2 protein-coding genes are annotated in these 1,748 nt (G+C 63.4%); one reads left to right on the top strand and one right to left on the bottom strand.

Features of this window, described 5'->3' with window-relative positions:
* On the bottom strand, window positions 1-251 hold a 251-nt coding region (locus tag ABT340_RS24960), incomplete at its 3' end, for a hypothetical protein (protein ID WP_352013228.1).
* Window positions 252-663: 412 nt separating this feature from the next.
* Here ABT340_RS24960 and ABT340_RS24965 point away from each other — a divergent pair.
* Window positions 664-1,035 (top strand): hypothetical protein, encoded by a 372-nt coding sequence (locus ABT340_RS24965; protein WP_352013229.1) that lies wholly within the window; start codon window positions 664-666, stop codon window positions 1,033-1,035.
* Window positions 1,036-1,748 lie beyond the last annotated feature (713 nt).

The raw sequence follows: 1,748 nt of genomic DNA on the forward strand, positions 1-1,748 counted from the left end.
CTCACCGCCGCCGCGGTTGTCGCGGTAACCACCACCGGGACGGTCATCACGACCATACGAAGGACGATCCCCCCGATCACGGGAACCGTACGAACCTCCTGAACGCCCTTCTCGGCGCTCGCCATATCGAGGACCGTCCCCTGGACGTCCCCTGCCACCGGCCCCGCGGTTGTCGCGGTAGCCCCCCTGACCGCCGAATCCGCGGTTTTCGCCTTCTTCGCGCCGGCCCGCGCCGTCACGCCCGTTGTCACTGTTCACTTCTGGTTCCATTTCGTTTGCTCACTCGGCGAGCGCGTCCCGATCTTCAGATGAATGGGACGATTCGCTGTGCGGGCGATCTCCGGCCGCAGGACACATCCCGTTCGCTATCGCTGCCCTGTCCTATCGTGGTCTGGCGCAACGAAGGCCACCCTCGGTGGGGCGGCCCGGCTCCTCCAGCCTAGCAAGCCACTCAAAGTCCGGAGGCCTATGCCGTCGTATCGAAGGCGACCAAGGATACGGACTGCCCAGCCCCTACCTGCCTTTACAGTTCCGCAGCCCCCGTACTGTTCCCTGGAGTCTTTTTATCCTGAAATCGCAGCTCATAGCCGGTGAGCCCCACGATCAGCAGAACCCTGGCTGCGCCAACAGCAAGCAGATCGCACCTCTTGCGATGCTGAAGCCATGACCGATCTTGAGCCTGCCGATCTGGAGTTGCTCACTGGATTCGCCGCGAAGATTGATCCGCTCATGCAGAGCGTCCTCGTCAGTGGGGATGTGGAGCAGATGAGTGGCTTCGTCCGCGAAGCGGCGTGGAACTGTACGGAGAGGCCGTACTTCGAGCACCTGCCGGAAGTAGGCGAGCTCTACAGCGCCTGGATGGGAATCGACAACGTCCTCGATGGCTGGCGCGCCGACTACGGGACCGACATCGATGCCCTGGCCATGCGCGAGTTCAGACTCGCGGCCCAGGAGTGGCTGGAGATGCCACTGACGGAGACCGGGTTCCGGCACTACGTGCGTCGGTGGGGGACATGGGTCGCGGAAGACACCTGACCCTCACCCGGAGGAGTCAACCGGCGGCAGCGGCCAACCATCACGATGGCTCCCGCCGACCTTGAGAACTTCACGACCTGATGGCACTGACCAACACAGATGTGAAAGCCGACCACACCACACGTACGCTGCCTCGCTGAAGGCCTCTTACCTGGCCTATGTCGTCCTCGACGGCATGCTCATCTTGATCACCCGGCCCGCTGAGGACACGCCGTGCCGCTCGGCAGATTCCTCACTGATTCGGTTGGCCAGCTGGTTGGACATGAAAGGTGTAGGGTCGGCTTCTCCTCCGCCGGGCCGGTTTATTCATACCGCGCACAAAAAGAGCGGATCTCGCCAGGCACCGTTCTTCGAGCAATGGAACACACCTCTACGGCACCACCTGGTCCTCCCACCACCCGCCCCCGCAACAGAAAAAGGGGCAGCCGTTGTCAACAGCGGCTGAATCTTGGCCCCCTGGAACCCGCCCGTCGCCACAGGATCAGTTTTCACCCATCGTTCCACCGGCCACCCCACCCACCACAAACACCCCTGGAAGACCGGACGAGCGGACGAGCGGTAACCCGTCCTGTCCGGCGAACCCCACACCCTCCCACCCCGCTCCTGAAACAAAAAAAGGGGCGGCTTTCGCCACCCCTAACCCCAGACATCCCGCCCGGAACGCAACCCCACCCGCACCAAACACCCCGGGACCCCCGGAGCCAGGCGCAAAA

This window comes from Streptosporangium sp. NPDC000239 (assembly GCF_040300765.1).
GTDB lineage: Bacteria > Actinomycetota > Actinomycetes > Streptosporangiales > Streptosporangiaceae > Streptosporangium.

What these genes read in the sequence shown, in the direction of transcription:
- ABT340_RS24965 (WP_352013229.1), top strand. Translation starts at nt 664, where the DNA reads ATGACCGATCTTGAGCCTGCCGATCTGGAGTTGCTCACTGGATTCGCC.